16 protein-coding genes and 1 pseudogene are annotated in these 15,077 nt (G+C 68.2%); 14 read left to right on the top strand and 3 right to left on the bottom strand.

Going from position 1 to position 15,077, the window contains the following annotated elements:
• Positions 1-353 (top strand): annotated as a pseudogene (locus RHOOR87_RS20640) (DDE transposase); the annotation flags it as partial.
• A 52-nt stretch (positions 354-405) separates the two neighbouring features.
• On the opposite strand, the gene RHOOR87_RS0113935 reads toward RHOOR87_RS20640, so the two are convergent.
• Entirely contained in the window at positions 406-3,108 is a 2,703-nt protein-coding gene (locus RHOOR87_RS0113935; RefSeq protein ID WP_027485351.1) for a M1 family metallopeptidase, read from the bottom strand.
• 295 nt (positions 3,109-3,403) lie between these two features.
• Between RHOOR87_RS0113935 and RHOOR87_RS0113930 the strand changes: the two genes are divergently transcribed.
• The 5 genes from RHOOR87_RS0113930 (at position 3,404) to RHOOR87_RS0113910 (ending at position 7,559) form a co-directional block, all read left to right on the top strand.
• Complete coding sequence (locus tag RHOOR87_RS0113930) at positions 3,404-4,375, top strand: LysR substrate-binding domain-containing protein (RefSeq protein ID WP_015446917.1); 972 nt, start codon at positions 3,404-3,406, stop codon at positions 4,373-4,375.
• Between the two features lie 128 nt (positions 4,376-4,503).
• On the top strand, positions 4,504-4,923 hold the full coding sequence (locus RHOOR87_RS0113925; RefSeq protein ID WP_007507266.1) for a rubrerythrin family protein: 420 nt from the start codon (positions 4,504-4,506) through the stop codon (positions 4,921-4,923).
• A 106-nt stretch (positions 4,924-5,029) separates the two neighbouring features.
• Positions 5,030-6,373 (top strand): heterodisulfide reductase-related iron-sulfur binding cluster, encoded by a 1,344-nt coding sequence (locus RHOOR87_RS0113920; RefSeq protein ID WP_015446916.1) that lies wholly within the window; start codon positions 5,030-5,032, stop codon positions 6,371-6,373.
• Positions 6,374-6,375: 2 nt separating this feature from the next.
• Positions 6,376-6,957, top strand: a complete 582-nt coding sequence (locus RHOOR87_RS0113915) for a DUF3501 family protein (RefSeq protein WP_015446915.1) — start codon at positions 6,376-6,378, stop codon at positions 6,955-6,957.
• Positions 6,958-6,959: 2 nt separating this feature from the next.
• Positions 6,960-7,559, top strand: coding sequence for a hypothetical protein (locus tag RHOOR87_RS0113910; RefSeq protein ID WP_027485350.1), 600 nt, complete (start codon positions 6,960-6,962; stop codon positions 7,557-7,559).
• 10 nt (positions 7,560-7,569) lie between these two features.
• Here RHOOR87_RS0113910 and RHOOR87_RS0113905 read toward each other — a convergent pair whose 3' ends face one another.
• Entirely contained in the window at positions 7,570-8,088 is a 519-nt protein-coding gene (locus RHOOR87_RS0113905) for an adenine phosphoribosyltransferase (protein ID WP_027485349.1), read from the bottom strand.
• Positions 8,089-8,115: 27 nt separating this feature from the next.
• Positions 8,116-8,388, bottom strand: coding sequence for a DUF2007 domain-containing protein (locus RHOOR87_RS0113900; protein WP_007507276.1), 273 nt, complete (start codon positions 8,386-8,388; stop codon positions 8,116-8,118).
• A 107-nt stretch (positions 8,389-8,495) separates the two neighbouring features.
• Here RHOOR87_RS0113900 and RHOOR87_RS0113895 point away from each other — a divergent pair, with 107 nt between their 5' ends.
• The 8 genes from RHOOR87_RS0113895 to RHOOR87_RS0113860 all read left to right on the top strand — a co-directional run bounded on the left by RHOOR87_RS0113895 (position 8,496) and on the right by RHOOR87_RS0113860 (position 15,055).
• Positions 8,496-10,271 carry a glutamine--tRNA ligase/YqeY domain fusion protein gene (locus RHOOR87_RS0113895; RefSeq protein WP_027485348.1) on the top strand — a complete coding sequence of 592 codons (1,776 nt, stop codon included), beginning with the start codon at positions 8,496-8,498 and terminating at the stop codon, positions 10,269-10,271.
• A gap of 29 nt (positions 10,272-10,300) precedes the next feature.
• Positions 10,301-10,861, top strand: a complete 561-nt coding sequence (locus RHOOR87_RS0113890; protein WP_027485347.1) for a nucleoside deaminase — start codon at positions 10,301-10,303, stop codon at positions 10,859-10,861.
• Positions 10,858-11,580 (top strand): VTT domain-containing protein, encoded by a 723-nt coding sequence (locus RHOOR87_RS0113885; RefSeq protein ID WP_007507283.1) that lies wholly within the window; start codon positions 10,858-10,860, stop codon positions 11,578-11,580. Before RHOOR87_RS0113890 ends, RHOOR87_RS0113885 begins: the two co-directional genes overlap by 4 nt.
• Before the next feature lie 295 nt (positions 11,581-11,875).
• Positions 11,876-12,367: a type IV pilin protein gene (locus RHOOR87_RS0113880; RefSeq protein WP_007507284.1), complete on the top strand. Its 492-nt coding sequence runs from the start codon at positions 11,876-11,878 to the stop codon at positions 12,365-12,367.
• 3 nt (positions 12,368-12,370) lie between these two features.
• Positions 12,371-12,841, top strand: coding sequence for a GspH/FimT family pseudopilin (locus RHOOR87_RS0113875; RefSeq protein ID WP_007507286.1), 471 nt, complete (start codon positions 12,371-12,373; stop codon positions 12,839-12,841).
• Entirely contained in the window at positions 12,838-13,389 is a 552-nt protein-coding gene (pilV, locus tag RHOOR87_RS0113870; protein ID WP_007507288.1) for a type IV pilus modification protein PilV, read from the top strand. The genes RHOOR87_RS0113875 and pilV overlap by 4 nt, the downstream gene beginning before the upstream one ends.
• Positions 13,386-14,498, top strand: coding sequence for a PilW family protein (locus RHOOR87_RS0113865; RefSeq protein WP_255325564.1), 1,113 nt, complete (start codon positions 13,386-13,388; stop codon positions 14,496-14,498). The genes pilV and RHOOR87_RS0113865 overlap by 4 nt, the downstream gene beginning before the upstream one ends.
• A complete protein-coding gene (locus RHOOR87_RS0113860) occupies positions 14,498-15,055 on the top strand; it encodes a pilus assembly PilX N-terminal domain-containing protein (protein WP_007507291.1) in 558 nt (185 codons plus the stop codon). Before RHOOR87_RS0113865 ends, RHOOR87_RS0113860 begins: the two co-directional genes overlap by 1 nt.
• Positions 15,056-15,077 lie beyond the last annotated feature (22 nt).

Below are 15,077 nucleotides of genomic sequence, written 5' to 3'. Positions count from 1 at the left end.
AAGCCATGCAAGCCAACGACACCGTCTTGCGCAGCAAGCGACCGGAGCTGGTGCGGCAGGAAATCTGGGGGCTGCTGATCGCCTACAACCTGCTGCGCTGGGAAATGCACCAAACCGCTGGTGAGCTGGGCGTGCCACCGACCCGGCTCAGCTTCCAGGGGTTCACGCGCGCCATCGTGGCCGAGTTGCGATACGCCCCGCTGGAAACACCCGGCGCCTTTCCCAAACGACTCGCCCGCCTCCGACAGCAAGCCCACATCTATCTGTTGCCCGCACGACGACAACGATCTTGCCCCCGTGAAGTCAAACGCCGACCCCACAAATACCCCACGAAAAATGCCAGTCTGTCTTAACTGACTGGCATTACGCCGCAGCGGGGCTTTTCATCCGGGCGACGCGGCTGCTTCAGCGCAGGATCGCGGCAGGATCCTGCTTCGCCTTCAGCGCGCCGCACAGCTGGATCGACTCGCCGGTCTGCGCCAGGCCGCGGCCGATGCCGGCGGCGTCCTTTTCGCGGGTCTTGAAGAACGCCTGCAGGCGATCGTACTCGGCGCTGGAGCAGCCACCGCCGGCCGCCAGCGACGGCAGGCGGCCGGCGGAGAAGCTGCCGGTGCGATCGAGGATCTGCTGGTAGTGTCCAGTGAACCACGTCCACATCGCATCGCGCTGGGCCAGCGTGTCGCGGCCGCCGCGCAGCAGCATGCCCATCTCGCCGACCTTCACTGGCTTGGTCAATGCGAAGTTGCGCACCTGCTCGGCCAGCGCAGGATCTTCCACGCTGGCCAGGCCGCCGAGGATGCCGTTGCGCAGGGCCGGATCGCTGGTCTTCGGCAGCTCGGCGATCAGCGCATCGACCACGCTCTTGCCGTGTTCATGCACCGCCACGCCCAGCGCATCGCCGAGCAGGTCGGGATCGGCGGCAGCCAGGTTCAGACGGCCATCGGCGCCCGGCTTGAGCGCGGCCTCACCTTGCTTGAGCAGGGCCGCACGCACCTGCGGCAGCTTGAAGTCGAACGCCAGCGCGCCGGCCAGGCTGCTGCGCATCAGCGCATCGTCTTCCGGCTCGTTCGCCTTGCGCTGGTAGCCGAGCTGCTCCAGCCGCGGCAGGTAGGCCGCCTTTGCCCACTCGGCCAGACGGGCGCGCTGCGCATTGTTGGCGGCGATGCGATGGTAGAGCTGCGCCGCCTGGTCCAGCGGCACGGTGGCCACTTCGCGGATTTTCGAACCGGCCAACGGCTGCAATGCAGCCAGCATGTCGCCGGCATCGATGTCGCCATGGCGGAAGCTGGCGCCGATCGCGTCGGCGTAGGCGAGTTGCTCGGCATCGCTGAGCTTGCCGATCTGCTTGACCAGCCCGCCCAGCTCCGACTTGTCGAGGCTGAAGCGGTAATAGCCGCTGGCGTTCGCGTTCGGCATGATCCAGGTCGGCTGGCTGGCGCCGGCCAGCACCATCGAGCCGGTCGCCTTGTCGAGCATCTTGCAAGCGACCTTGCTGGATGGTGCTCCATCTTTGCCGCTGGCGGCAGTGCCGTAGCGCACGCATACCGGCACGCCCCAGATGCGCTGCGGATCGCCGCTGCTGCCGAGCGGCAGGTAGCGGCTCTGGCTCAGCTGCAGCACGGCCTGGCCGTTTTTCTGTTCCAGCTTCGTCGCCACGTACGGCACGCCGGACTGGTCGAGGAAGCTCTTGAACGCATGCTTGAATGCATCGCCCTTGTCCGCCGCGGTGGCGATCGCCGAGACCAGGTCGTCGGCGGTGGCGTTGCCGTACTTCTGGCTCTGGATGTACGCGCGCATGCCCTTCTGGTAGGTCGGCTCGCCCACGTAGTTCTCGAACATGCCGATGACGCTGGCACCCTTCTGGTAGGTGATGCCGTCGAACGCGGTCATGATGTCGCCGTTGCCGGTGATCGGCTGGCGGATGCTGCGCGCGCTGACCAGGCTGTCGTTGTTCATCGCGCCCTGGCCGCCGCGCACGCGGTCGAGGTCGGCGCGGTATTCCGGGTGCACCTGCATGGTCACCTTCTGCTGCATCCAGGTGGCGAACGCCTCGTTGAGCCAGATGTCGTTCCACCATTCGGTGGTGACCGTGTCGCCGGTCCACTGGTGCGCGAGCTCATGCGCGTTGACGTTGAACGAGCCCCGCACGTTGCGCGCGGGCGAATCCTTGTCGATCAGCAGCAGCCAGTCGCGGAAGGTGACCAGGCCGGGGTTCTCCATCGCGCCGGCCTCGAAATCCGGCGCGGCCAGCAGGTCCAGCTTGTCGAACGGGTAGCCGAAGCCGTAGTAGTTCTCCAGCGCGTGGATGATGCTCGGCGTTTCGCCCAGCACGTGCTGCATGCGCTGTCCCTCGCCCTTGGCGGCGATACCGCGCAGCTGCAGCGGCTTGACGCGATACGCGGTCGGCGAGATGTCCGGGCCGGCGACGATGTCCCACGGACCGACCGCGAACGCGACCAGGTAGGTCGGCAGCGGCAGCGTCTGCGCGAAGGTCACCGTCTTCCAGCCCCTGCCGGCCGGCTGCTCCCTCACCTGCTGGGTGTTCGCCACCACGTTTTCGTGGTCGGGCACGGTGATGCTGAGGTCGAACGGCGTCTTGAAGCCCGGCTCGTCGAAGCCGGGGAAGGCGAAGCGCGCGCTGATCGGTTCCATCTGCGTCATCGCATACGGCTGGCCCTTCGCGGTGACCTTGTACAGGCCCTGCAACTGCTGGTTGAGCGGCGCGGTGTACTCGACCTTCACCGTCAGCTGCTGCGGCTTCAGCGTGCGGCCGAAATCCACCCGCGCCACGCCGGCCTTCGGGTCCACCGCCACGTACTTGCCGGCGTGCGCCTTGCCGGCGGCGTCGGTGACGGTCACCTTCGACACCTTCAGCCCCGCACCGTCCAGCCACAGGTGGTCGGAGGCCTGGGTTAGCTTGACCTTGATCGTGGTGGTGCCGGAGAAATCCTGCTGCGCCGGATCGACCTTGAACGCGAGCTGGTACGACTGCGGCACCGCCCAGCCCGGCAGCCGGCCCTGCGGCGCCTGGTCGGCGGTGGCGGCGAACGCGGCGCCGCAGCAGGTGGCCAGCGCGGTAAGCAGGAGAGGGCGGGCGAGTCGTCGCATGAGGATTTCTCTGGCGTGGGGAAAACCTCAAGCTAGAGCCGGCATGACCTCCGACCCAGTGCCAGAAGGCATGCCCGCCACGCGGCCGGCGCCGTCTGCGACAGCACCCAAAGAAAACCGGCGATGAAGCGAACTTCATCGCCGGCCGGAAAGCCCGCGCGCCGCGGGGGAAGAGGGAGGGAACTCCGACGCGCGGGGGATCGCCGGTGCAGCGTAAGGCGCCCGCTTGCATTGCTCCAATTGATTGTTACCATCCCTGTCATAGCGTATGGCTATTGCCGAGCCGGGACGATCCATGAACCTGCGCGATCTCCAGTACCTGGTGGCCCTGGCCGAACACCGGCACTTCGGCCGCGCCGCGGATGCCTGCTTCGTCAGCCAGCCCACCCTGTCCACCCAGATCAAGAAACTGGAAGAGGAACTGGGCGTGCCGCTGGTCGAACGCACCCCGCGCAAGGTGCTGCTGACCGAGGTCGGCCGCGACATCGCCATCCGCGCACGCGACGTACTCAACGGGGTCGAGCAGATCCGCAGCGTGGCCCGCCGCACGCTGGACCCGGAATCGGGCACGGTGCGGCTGGGCATCTTCCCCACCTTGGGCCCGTACCTGCTGCCGCATGCCCTGCCGCTGGTGCGCCAAGCCTTCCCTCGGCTGGAACTGCTGCTGGTCGAGGAAAAGACCGAGGCGGTGCTGCGCCTGCTGCGCGAGGGCAAGCTGGACGCCGGCATCCTCGCCCTGCCGCTGCACGAGGACAGCCTGCACAGCGAGTTCCTGTTCGAGGAACCGTTCCTGCTGGCGGTATCGGGCGAACATCCGCTGGCGCACAGGCAGGGCCAGCTGAAACTGGCCGACCTTTCCAACCAGAACCTGCTGCTGCTGGAAGACGGCCATTGCCTGCGCGACCAGGCGCTGGAGGTATGCCATCTTGCCGGCGCCGTCGAGCGCAGCGGCTTCCGCGCCACCAGCCTGGAGACGCTGCGGCAGATGGTGGCGGCGAACGTCGGCATCACCCTGCTGCCGGTCACCGCGGTGAAGCCGCCGGTGGCACCGCTGGACAACCTGCACCTGATCGAGTTCAAGGGCCATCCGCCAAGCCGGCGTGTCGCCATGGTCTGGCGCAAGAGCTCGGCGATGGCCGACTTCCTGAAGCGGCTGGCTGCGGTATTCCGGCAGTTGCCGGCCGACCTGCTGAACCCGCACACGGCCGCCACGCCCGCGCCGCCGGCGAAGCCCGTGCGCGCCGCGCGCAAGGCCGCGCCCCGATAGCTGCGGGCTATCCGCCCGATCCAGACAATCAATTTCACCGGCAACCCACCGCGCGCTAGGCTCGGCCGGTCACGACCATGAAGGCCGCACGCGCAACCCCTCCCAGCCCAACGTCACGAGGTGATGTCATGAGCAACCTGAAAGGCTCCAAGACCGAGCAGAACCTGAAAGACGCCTTCGCCGGCGAGTCGATGGCGAACCGCCGCTACCTGTACTTCGCCGCCAAGGCCGACGTCGAGGGCTACAACGACATTTCCGCGGTGTTCCGCTCCACCGCCGAAGGCGAGACCGGCCATGCCCACGGCCACCTGGAATACCTCGAGGCGGTGGGCGACCCTGCCACCGGCCTGCCGTTCGGCGGCACCCAGCTGAACCTGAAGAGCGCGATCGCCGGCGAGACCCACGAATACACCGACATGTACCCGGGCATGGCCAAGGCTGCGCGCGAGGAAGGCTTCGAGGAGATCGCCGACTGGTTCGAGACGCTGGCCAAGGCCGAGCGTTCGCACGCGAACCGCTTTACCAAGGCGCTGGGCGACATGGCCTGAACGCGGCCGCCTGCTCCTGGCCGCCATCCCGGCGAAAGCCGGGATGGCGGATCGCAGGCGTTGACGCTGCCTGACCCGATCTGTTCCAGCCCGCGGGGAGAACACGATGGCCGACCCCATCCACGAAACGCGCGAAGGCAACCTCGACGCACCCACACGCCATCCGCTGGGCCAGCACGAGCCCGCTTTCTGGGACGCCACGGCGCTGGAAGCGGAGATGGAGCGCGTGTTCGACATCTGCCACGGCTGCCGCCGCTGCGTCAGCCTGTGCCACGCCTTCCCTACCCTGTTCGACCTGGTTGACGCGTCGGCGACGATGGAGATCGACGGCGTCGACAAGGCCGACTACCCGAAGGTCACCGAGCAGTGCTACCTGTGCGACCTGTGCTACCAGACCAAGTGCCCGTATACGCCGCCGCACCCGTGGAACGTGGATTTCCCGCACCTGATGCTGCGCGCCAAGGCGGTGGCGTTCGAGCGTGACGGCGCGCCGTTGTCGTCGAGGATCCTGTCCAGCACGCGCACCGTCGGCAAGCTCGCGTCGATCCCGGTGGTGGTGCAGGTGGTCAACGCCGCCAACCGCAACCCGGTCGCGCGCCAGCTGCTGGAAAAGACCCTGGGCGTCGACGCGGACGCGCGCGTGCCCGAGTACCACTCGCCCACCGCGCGCAAACGCCTGCGCGACCTCGACGGCAGCGGCGAAGCGGTGCCCGCCGGCCGCACGCGCGGCAAGGTCGCGCTGTTCGCCACCTGCTATTGCGACCACTCCGACCCGGCGGTGGTCGAAGACCTCGCCGCGGTGCTGCAGCACAACGCGATCCCGACCAAGCTGGTCGAACAGGAGAGCTGCTGCGGCATGCCCAAGCTGGAGCTGGGCGACCTGCAGACGGTGACGAAGTACAAGCAGCGCAACATCCCGGTGCTGGCGAAGATGGCGCGCGAAGGCTGGGATTTCACCGCGGCGATCCCGTCCTGCGTGCTGATGTTCAAGCAGGAGCTGCCGCTGATGTTCCCCGATGACGCCGAGGTGGCGCTGGTACGCGAGCGCTTCTTCGACCCGTTCGAGTACCTGGCCGAACGGCACAAGGCCGGCCTGCTCAAGACCGACTTCAAGACGTCGCTGGGCAAGGTCGCCTGGCAGGTGCCGTGCCACCAGCGCGTGCAGAAGATCGGCCCGAAGACGCGCGAGATCCTGCAACTGGTGCCGGACACCGAGATCGCCACCATCGAGCGCTGCTCCGGCCACGACGGCACCTACGGCGTCAAGCACAAGACCTACGCGCTCTCGCGCAAGCTGGCCAAACCGGTGGAGAATCGCGTCGAGCAAGCCAACCCCGACCACTTCACCAGCGACTGCCCGATGGCCGGCGGCCACATCGCCCACGGCCTCGGCGACCAGCCGGCGGCGGAGCATCCGTTGAGCCTGCTGCGCAAGGCCTACGGAATCTGAGCATGGACAAACTCACCCGCGCCGACCTGCTCAGCCTGGAAGCCTACGCGCAGCAGCGCGGCGAGTTCCGCACCCGCGTGATGGCGCACAAGAAGCAGCGCACGGTGCACCTCGGCGAGCACCTCACGCTGATCTTCGAGGACCGCCTGAGCATCCAGTACCAGGTGCAGGAGATGCTGCGCATCGAGCGCATCTTCGAGGCCTCCGGCATCCAGGACGAGCTGGACGCCTACAATCCGCTGATCCCCGACGGCAGCAATCTCAAGGCCACCATGCTCATCGAGTACCCCGACGCCGAACAGCGCAAGCGCGAACTGGTGCGCCTGCGCCACCTCGAGCACGCGATCGCGCTGACCGTGCACGGCCACGCCCCGGTCGCCGCCATCGCCGACGAGGACATGGAGCGCAGCAACGAGGAGAAGACCGCCGCGGTGCATTTCCTGCGCTTCGAACTCGACGCGGCGATGATCGCGGACTGGCGCTCCGGTGCGCCGGTCGCGCTGGCCTCGACGCTGCAGGCGCTGCCGGTCGAGGCGACGCTGGCCCCGCAGCAGCACCGCATGCTGGCGGCGGATTTCGCCTGAGCATGCGCAAACTCCTCGTCGCGGCACTCCTGCTGCTAGTGCTGCTGGGCGTGTTGCGGCACCGCCAGCATCTTCCGCTGCAGCCCGAACCCGGCGTACTCGCCGCCGAAGTACCGGTGCAGGTCGATCTCGACCACGGCGCGCAGCTGCAGCGTGGCGACGTCACCCTGACCACCCGCGCCCACTTCGACATCACCGCGCGCGTGCTGTCGCGCAAGGATTACGCGCGGAGCACCGACGGCGAACTGGTCCCGCTCGATCTCGCGCTCGGCTGGGGCCGCATGTCCGACAGCGCGGTGCTGGACAAGATCGACATCAGCCAGTCCGGCCGCTTCTACTACTGGCACGTCGAGGCCTTCCCGATTCCGCGCCGCGAGATCGAGACCTCCAGCGCGAACATGCACATGATTCCCGCCGACCCCGACGTGAAACGCCAGCTCGACCAGGTGCGCCCCGGCCAGCTGGTACACCTCGAAGGCTTCCTGGTCGACGCCAGCCGTCCCGGCGGCTGGCACTGGAACACCTCGCTGACCCGCGACGACACCGGCGCGGGCGCGTGCGAGCTGATCTACGTCGAACGGGTCGACGCCGCCGCGCCGTGAGCGGCCGAGCTCAGTAACGCAACAGGCTGTGCAGCGGCGCGCCCGCCGGCCAGCGACTGCGCCCCCGCAGCACAGGCAGTTCGATCACCACGCTGGCGCCGAGCAGCTCGGCGCCGAGGCCGCCGACCAGCGCCGCAGCCGCCGCCAGTGTGCCGCCGGTGGCCAGCACGTCGTCGGCCAGCAGCACGCGCTCGCCCGGCCGGAACGCACCGCGTTGCACCTGCAGCTGGTCGCTGCCGTATTCCAGCTGGTAGTCCACGCTCGCCACCGGCGGCGGCAGCTTGCCGGGTTTGCGCAGTGGCACGAAGCCGGCGTGCAGCTTCTGCGCCAGCGCGGCGCCGAAGATGAAACCGCGCGCCTCGATCCCGCACACCGCCTGCACGCCGCTGCCCTGCCACGGCTCAGCCAGTGCGTCGATGCAGCGGGCGAAGCTGCCGGCATCGGCAAGCAGCGGGGCGACGTCGCGAAACATCACGCCGGGGCGGGGAAAATCGGGAACGGCGCGGATCAGTGTGGCAAGGTCTTGCATGGGGTTCCCTGGGCGAAGGCGCGCGGCTCAACAGGGCGCGGCCAGCGGATCGTCCGGCAGCGCGTCGCCGATCGCCTGCCGCGCCTCGACCAGCCGCGCCTCGACCTCGGCCACGATGCCGCCGGCCTCGGCCAGGCTCGATGCGGGCACCATCACCGCGATGTAATTCATCGCCGGCAGCTGGCCGACCCCGCCGGTGAGGTACTCGCCCGCGATGAACGCCGGGATGCCGCCCGCTTCCAGCGCATCCTTGACCAGATGGGCATCGAACAGGTTCTCGGCGCGATAGACGGTATGCATGCCCTGCACGCTAACCCGCCCCGCTGCGCGGGGCAAGACTCCCGGCGGCGGTGGCGGCGACAAGGTAAACTTGCCTGTTTCCGCCACCGCTTGCGAGCCCGAGCCCGATGCCGACCGAGAACCCCGCCAACGCACCCGCCCCTTCGACGGCCGCCGTGCAGCAGGCGGCTCCCCATCAGGACTTCATCCGGCAGATCGTGCGCGACGACCTCGCCGCGGGCAGGCACAGCGCGATCCACACCCGCTTCCCGCCGGAACCGAACGGCTACCTGCACATCGGCCACGCCAAGGCAATCTGCCTCTCCTTCGGCATCGCCCGCGAATTCAACGGCTGGTGCAACCTGCGCCTGGACGACACCAACCCGGGCAAGGAAGACCCCGAGTTCGTGCAGGGCATCAAGGACGACGTGCGCTGGCTGGGCTACGACTGGCACGAGCTGCGCCACGCCTCGGACTATTTCGACGTGTTCTATCGCGCCGCGCTCAAGCTGATCGGGGACGGCCTGGCCTACGTGGACGACCTTTCCGCCGACGAGATGCGCGCCTACCGCGGCACGCTGACCGAGCCGGGCCGTCACTCGCCGTACCGCGAGCGCAGCGTGGAGGAAAACCTCGACCTGTTCCGCCGCATGCGCGAGGGCGAGTTCGCCGACGGCAGCAAGACGTTGCGCGCGAAGATCGACATGGCTTCCGGCAACATCAACCTGCGCGACCCGGCGCTGTACCGCATCCGCGAGGTCAGCCACCAGAACACCGGCGACGCCTGGCCGATCTACCCGATGTACGACTTCGCGCACGCGCTCAGCGACGCGATGGAAGGCATCACCCACTCGCTGTGCACGCTGGAGTTCGAGGACCACCGCCCGCTGTACGACTGGTGCGTGGACAAGGTGGACTTGCCGAACCATCCCGAGCTGTGGCAGTCGGTAGTCGCCGCAGGCCTGGAGGCGAAGCCGGCCAAGCCGCGCCAGATCGAGTTCTCGCGGCTGAACCTTTCCTACTGCATCACCAGCAAGCGCAAGCTGGCGCAACTGGTCGGCGAGCATCATGTGGACGGCTGGGACGACCCGCGCATGAACACCCTGCGCGGCCTGCGCCGGCGCGGCTTCACGCCGGCCGGGCTGCGCCTGTTGATCGAGCGCGTGGGCGTCAGCAAGCAGAACAGCGTGATCGACTACGCGGTGCTGGAAAACTGCATCCGCGAGGATCTGGACGCCACCGCGGCGCGCCGAATGGGCGTGCTCGACCCGCTGAAGCTGGTGCTCACCAACCTGCCGGCGGGCCACGAGGAAACCCTGAGCTTCCCGAACCACCCCAAGGACGAGGGCTTCGGCACGCGCGAGGTGCCGTTCGCCCGCGAGGTATGGATCGAGCGCGAGGATTTCGCTGAGGTGCCGCCGAAGGGCTTCCACCGGCTGAAGCCGGAGGGCGAAGTGCGCCTGCGCGGCGTCGGCATCGTGAAGTGCGTCGAGGTCGTCAAGGACGCCGACGGCCAGGTGGTCGAGCTGCACTGCACGCTCGACCCGGAAACCCGCCACGGCCTGCCCGGCGCCGACCGCAAGGTGAAGGGCACCATCCACTGGGTCAGCGCGACGCACGCGGTGGCCGCCGAGGTGCGCCTGTACGACCGCCTGTTCAGCGTGCCCGCGCCGGACAGCGAGGAGGACGGCAAGAGCTGGCTCGACCACGTCAACCCCGAGGCCAAGCGCGTGGTGCAGGCGTGGCTGGAACCGGCCGCCGCCGGCGTCGAGCCGGAGCAGCGCTTCCAGTTCGAGCGGCTCGGCTACTTCGTCGCCGACCGCGTCGACCACCGCGCCGACGCGCCGGTATTCAACCGCACGGTGACCCTGCGCGACGTCTGGGCCAGGCCCGCCGGCCAGTAAGCAGATCGGCCCACGAACGGAGCGAAGGCATGCTGCCGCTGCAAATCCATCTCACCCTGCCGCCGTGGATCGGCGACGTCGCCGACACCAACCGGCGCTACCACAGCGACGAGGAGCGCGTCGGCCTGGCGATCGAGCTGTCGCGGCACAACGTGGATCGCGGCGGCGGCGGCCCGTTCGGCGCGGCCGTGTTCAACAGCCACAGCGGCCGGCTGGTCGCGGTCGGCGTCAATCGCGTGCTGCCGCAAAGCTGCTCGGTCGCGCACGCCGAGATGATGACGATCATGATCGCGCAGCAACGCCTGAGCCGGCACCGGATGAACGAGGACGGCGGCCATTACGTGCTGGCCAGCAGTTCGCAACCCTGCTGCCAGTGCTACGGCGCCACCGTGTGGGCCGGCGTCGACGAGCTGCTGATCGGCGCGCGATCGGAAGACGTCGAGGAACTCACCGAGTTCGACGAGGGCCCGTTGCCGGCCGACTGGGTCGGTGAACTGCAGCGTCGCGGCATCGCGGTACGTCGCGACATCCTGCGCGAGCAGGCGCGCGAGGTACTGGCCGCCTACGGCGCCAGCGGCCAGCCGTATTGAGCCGCTGGCGCGCCGCGCTGCCGCTGGTCCTGCTGGTGCTGGCCGGCATCGTGCTGTTCGCCTCCGGCTCGCTGCATCAGCTGAGCCCGCACCAGCTGGTGGCGCACCAGGCCGAGCTGCACACACAGATCGCCAGCCACCCGTGGCTGACCCGGCTGGCCTTCATCGGGCTGCTGACGCTGACCGTGGCCACCGGCCTCCCCGGCACCATCGTGGTGATCCTGGCCGGCGGCTTCGCCTTCGGCGTGGTCGACGCCACCGTATGCTCCTCGATCGGCCTGACCCTGGGTTCGCTGGTGCTGTACCTGGCCAGCCGCTACGCCTTCGGCGCCGGCAGCCGGCAGCCGCCGGCCATGGTGGCGAAGCTGCACCACGGCTTCGAACGCCACCCGGTGAGCTACACCCTGTTCCTGCGCTTCGTGCCGGTGGCGCCGTTCGGCCTGGTCACCATCTGCCTGGCCTGGCTGCGCTGCCCATTGTGGCTGTTCCTCGGCGCCAGCTGGCTGGGCGGCACCGTCTCGCTGATCTTCGAAACCTCGATCGGCGCCGGCCTCGGCGACGCCATGGCCATGAGCCAGGGCGGCAGTTTCGGCATCGGCCTGTTCCTGCACCGCGAAGTACTGCTGCCGCTGGGCGCGATCGCCCTGCTCGCCCTGCTGCCGTTGCTGGTCGAACGCCTCACCCGGCGGCGCCGGCAGGGCACCCGACGCTCCGGCTGAGCGCAGGGCGACCGGCCCCGGCCCGGGGATGCGACCCGGCGCCCGGATGCCCGCGGGCATCCGATCCCCACCGGCTTCGAACGTCCCTGCCCGGGCAAGGACGACCTGCTTTCGGAGCCCGACCGAAAGTTCATGCGCAGGACCGGCAGCGCCGTCGGACGCGCGCCCATCGGCAAATTGACTTTGATGGGGCGACATTCCCTATTGCCACCAGGCATGGCGTCAGCCCGTGACCCAGCACACGGACGGAGTTGTCGGTCAACTGAAACAATACCGGCAACCCTAGGGGGGAAATATGCCAGTTGCGATCCACACCGGCCGACGGTTCGCGTCACTGCCGCGCAGTTATCCGCGTCAAGCGCAGGGCGTGCCGCACTTGCGGGGTTTCACCCTGATCGAGCTGATGATCACGGTGGCGGTCATCGCCATCCTCGCCGCGATCGCCGTGCCCAGCTACTTCCAGTACACGCTGCGCTCCAACCGCTCGGCGGCCGAGAGCGTGATGCAGGAAATCGCCAGCGCGCAGGAACGCTACATGGTCGACGCCCGGCAGTTCGCCGGCAGCCTGACGACGCTCGGCTACAGCGTGCCCAATACTGTGGACCCCAACTACAAAATTGACATGGTGGCTAGCGCGGCTTCCGCCTCGGGTGGCACGGGGCCGGACTACACCATCACGGCCACGCCGAAAAACAGCCAGGTTCGCGACACGGGCTGCGCCACGCTCACGCTCAAAGGCGACGGCAGCAAGCTCGCCAGTACCGGCGCCACGAACTGCTGGAAATGAGCCATGCGCACATCACGTAGCCGCGGCTTCACACTGGTCGAGATGCTGGTCACCCTGGCCATCTTCGCCGTGCTGCTGATGATCGCCATTCCCTCGATGCGGCCGTTCCTGCAATCGCAAAGCGTCAAGAACGCCTCGATGGACATCAATTCCACGGTGGCGCTGGCGCGCAGCGAGGCGATCAAGCGCAACGCCACGGTCGACGTGACGGCCAACAACGCGGCCGACTGGAGCCAGGGCTGGGTGGTCAGCCAGACGGCCGCCAACGTCATCCGCAAGCAGCCCGCCCTCGCCAATATCGTCATCACGCCATCCAGCGGGAGCTTCAGCTTCAGCGGCAACGGCCGGATGACCGGCACCGGCGCCACGTTCACGATCAAACCCGTCAACAAGGCCGGCTCGCAGCCGCTCTGCCTCACCGTCGCGGTGGGTGCCACCGGCCGGGTCGAATCCACCAAGGTCACCTGCCCATGAAGAACCAGACCGGCATGATGCTGATCGAGGCGCTGGTGTCGCTGGTCATCGCGGCGATCGCCTTGCTCGGCACCGTCACCCTGATGGCGAAATCCACGCGCAGCGAGATGGAGTCGTACCAGCGGGTGCAGGCACTGACCCTGGTGCAGGACATGGCCTCGCGCATCAACGCCAACCGGCAGGTCGCCGCGTGCTATTCGAACGGCGCCACCGGCCTCAGCACGACCACCACCCCGCTGCCGGTCTGCGCCACGGGTTCGGCGACCCAGATCGCCACCGCCAACGCCGATCTCGCCGCGTGGAAAAACACCCTGCTCGGCTCCAGCGAAGTTTCCGGCACCTCCAAGGTCGGCGCCATGATCGGCGCCGTGGGCTGCATCGACCAGGTCGACGCCGCCAATCAGATCTATCGCGTCAGCGTCGCCTGGCAGGGCCTGATGCCCACCGCCATACCCGTCCTGACGTGCGGGAAGGCCTCGATCGGCAACACCAACCTGCGGCGCGTGATCAGCGTCCAGATCCAGATCGCCAACCTCACGACGACATGATGACTCCTCGCGCCCACGGCCAGCCCATGTCGCATGCCCGCCAGCAGGCGGGCATGTCCCTGATCGAGTTGATGATCGCCATCGCCATCGGCCTGGCGCTGCTGGCCGGACTCAGTTCGCTGTACGTGTCCACCAGCAAGGCCCGGACGGAGTTCAACAAGACCTCCGAACAGGTCGAGAACGGCCGCTTCGCCCTGCAATCCATCACCCGCGACATCGAGATGGCCGGCTTCTACGGGCGCGCCAGCCAGCTGATTGCCACCTCCAGCTACGCCCTGCCGGACCCCTGCGCCGCGGCGCCGGCCTCGATGGGTTTCAGCACCACGCCGACCGTCACCGTTCCGCTCCCGGTGTACGGGCCAGCGTTGGCCGCCACCGTGCTCCCATGCCTGGCGACCACCTTGCCGAACAGGGCCACGGGCGCGGAAGTCCTCACCGTCAGCTACGTCGCCGGCACCACCACCGCCGCTGCCAACGGTACCGATTACTACGTGCAACGGTCAGGCTGCGAGACGGACAGCGTGCCGCTGGTCTACAGCAAGACCGCCGCCGATTTCACCCTGCACAACAAGGCCGCCGTTGCCGGCGGCACCTGCAGCACCAGCAGCGCTGCCGAGCTGCGCAAGTACGTCATGCGCAGCTACTACGTGGCCACCTGCGACGTGTGCAGCGGCGCCGGCGCCGACACCACGCCGACGCTGAAGATGGCCGAGTTCGTGAACGGCACGATCCAGACCTCCTCGCTGGTCACCGGCATTGAGGACGTGCACTACAGCTACGGCATGGACCTCGACAACAACGGCTCGCCGGACTGCTACGCCGACAACCCGTCCGACACCAGCGCCGTGCCGGCGGCCTGCGCCACCGCGGCGACGGCTGCCTCCTACGCATGGACCGCGTCGGCCACCGCCAACTGGGCCAACGTCGCCGCCGTGCGCATCAACCTGCTTTCGCGCAACCTCGACAGCACCGCCAGCTGGACCGACACCCGCACCTACGCCCTGGGCCGCGCCGCGGCGAACGGCCCGTACGGCGACCACTACAAGCGACACATCTACGGTACCGTCGCCCGCATCTGGAACACCGGCGGCCTGAGGGAGAACCAGTGATGAAGACCTCTCCGTCCCGCGCCTCACAACGCGGCTTCACCCTGGTGATGACGCTGATCTTCCTGGTCATCTTCATGCTCTTCGCCATTTCCATGGTCAGTTCGAGCATGATCAACACCAAGGTCGCCGCCAACCAGCAGTACCGGCTGGAAGCCGGCACCGTGGCACAACAGGGCATCGAGCAGGTGATGAGCCAGCCGTTCATCCGGCTGCCGATCACCACCACCACCCCCGTGCGGGTCGACGTCAACGGCGACGGCAGCACGGATTTCACGGCGCAGGTCGCCCCTCCGGTCTGCCTGGACAGCAAGGTGATCCCGAACGCAACCCTGCCGGTGGGCGATGTGTGCAAGGTGCCCAACAATCCCAACGGCAACCTGATCCTGCCCGGTCCGTCCTCGTCGGTGTCTCCTCCGCCGGCAGCGCCCTCGATGTGCTCGGCGACGGATTGGGACATCCAGTCCAGCGTCACCGACCCGAGCAACACCGCCGTCGCGCTCACCGTGCACCAGGGCGCCTCCGTACAGGTGCCGATCGGCACGCCCTGCCCCTATTAACCTCGCATCCGTCCCCGCGGAG

The organism is Rhodanobacter sp. OR87, from assembly GCF_000473345.1.
Taxonomy (GTDB): Bacteria; Pseudomonadota; Gammaproteobacteria; order Xanthomonadales; family Rhodanobacteraceae; genus Rhodanobacter; species Rhodanobacter denitrificans.
The sequence above is the reverse complement of the archived record's forward strand: the minus strand, read 5'-3'. Positions and strand labels throughout refer to the sequence as shown.

What these genes read in the sequence shown, in the direction of transcription:
- RHOOR87_RS0113880 (WP_007507284.1), top strand. Translation starts at nt 11,876, where the DNA reads ATGCCAGTTGCGATCCACACCGGCCGACGGTTCGCGTCACTGCCGCGC.
- RHOOR87_RS0113930 (WP_015446917.1), top strand. Translation starts at nt 3,404, where the DNA reads ATGAACCTGCGCGATCTCCAGTACCTGGTGGCCCTGGCCGAACACCGG.
- RHOOR87_RS0113865 (WP_255325564.1), top strand. Translation starts at nt 13,386, where the DNA reads ATGATGACTCCTCGCGCCCACGGCCAGCCCATGTCGCATGCCCGCCAG.
- RHOOR87_RS0113860 (WP_007507291.1), top strand. Translation starts at nt 14,498, where the DNA reads ATGAAGACCTCTCCGTCCCGCGCCTCACAACGCGGCTTCACCCTGGTG.
- RHOOR87_RS0113915 (WP_015446915.1), top strand. Translation starts at nt 6,376, where the DNA reads ATGGACAAACTCACCCGCGCCGACCTGCTCAGCCTGGAAGCCTACGCG.
- RHOOR87_RS0113875 (WP_007507286.1), top strand. Translation starts at nt 12,371, where the DNA reads ATGCGCACATCACGTAGCCGCGGCTTCACACTGGTCGAGATGCTGGTC.
- RHOOR87_RS0113935 (WP_027485351.1), bottom strand. Translation starts at nt 3,108, where the DNA reads ATGCGACGACTCGCCCGCCCTCTCCTGCTTACCGCGCTGGCCACCTGC.
- RHOOR87_RS0113910 (WP_027485350.1), top strand. Translation starts at nt 6,960, where the DNA reads ATGCGCAAACTCCTCGTCGCGGCACTCCTGCTGCTAGTGCTGCTGGGC.
- pilV (WP_007507288.1), top strand. Translation starts at nt 12,838, where the DNA reads ATGAAGAACCAGACCGGCATGATGCTGATCGAGGCGCTGGTGTCGCTG.
- RHOOR87_RS0113895 (WP_027485348.1), top strand. Translation starts at nt 8,496, where the DNA reads ATGCCGACCGAGAACCCCGCCAACGCACCCGCCCCTTCGACGGCCGCC.
- RHOOR87_RS0113900 (WP_007507276.1), bottom strand. Translation starts at nt 8,388, where the DNA reads ATGCATACCGTCTATCGCGCCGAGAACCTGTTCGATGCCCATCTGGTC.
- RHOOR87_RS0113905 (WP_027485349.1), bottom strand. Translation starts at nt 8,088, where the DNA reads ATGCAAGACCTTGCCACACTGATCCGCGCCGTTCCCGATTTTCCCCGC.
- RHOOR87_RS0113890 (WP_027485347.1), top strand. Translation starts at nt 10,301, where the DNA reads ATGCTGCCGCTGCAAATCCATCTCACCCTGCCGCCGTGGATCGGCGAC.
- RHOOR87_RS0113920 (WP_015446916.1), top strand. Translation starts at nt 5,030, where the DNA reads ATGGCCGACCCCATCCACGAAACGCGCGAAGGCAACCTCGACGCACCC.
- RHOOR87_RS0113925 (WP_007507266.1), top strand. Translation starts at nt 4,504, where the DNA reads ATGAGCAACCTGAAAGGCTCCAAGACCGAGCAGAACCTGAAAGACGCC.